The 416-nt window shown below is 63.0% G+C and carries 1 pseudogene; it reads left to right on the top strand.

The annotated features are described in order from the left end of the window. Positions 1-185: 185 nt before the first annotated feature. A pseudogene (locus tag RVY79_RS17625) lies at positions 186-416 on the top strand (hypothetical protein); the annotation flags it as partial.

Genomic DNA, 416 nt, shown 5'->3' with positions numbered 1-416 from the left:
GCGGTGGTGATCTTCTCGGGGCTGGTCAGCTCCACGCTGCTGGACACCTTCCTTACACCCGCCATGTTCTGGCTGTTCGGCCGCAAGCCTGCCGAACGCCTGCTGGACGACCGCGACGCGGGGGCATTCTGATGCAACGCCTTCTGTCACCCGATGTCAACCACCGTAACCCTATAGGAGCTTTCATGTCTGTTCGATTTCGTTCCCTCACGGCTGGCACCGCCCTCGCCCTGGCATCCGTCACCGCCTTCGCCGCAGGCGACCATGACCACGCGCATGACCACAAGCCGCTGCATGGTGGCGTCGTGACCGAAGTCCGGGACGTGGACTACGAGTTGGTCGTTCAGCCCGCAGCAGCGCAACTCTACCTGCGCGACCACGGCAAGCAGGTCCACGTAAGCAACACCAAAGCCAAG

It is taken from the genome of Chromohalobacter sp. HP20-39, assembly GCF_033052815.1.
In the GTDB taxonomy this organism is placed as follows: Bacteria; Pseudomonadota; Gammaproteobacteria; order Pseudomonadales; family Halomonadaceae; genus Chromohalobacter.
This window is presented reverse-complemented; position numbering and strand designations above follow the sequence as displayed.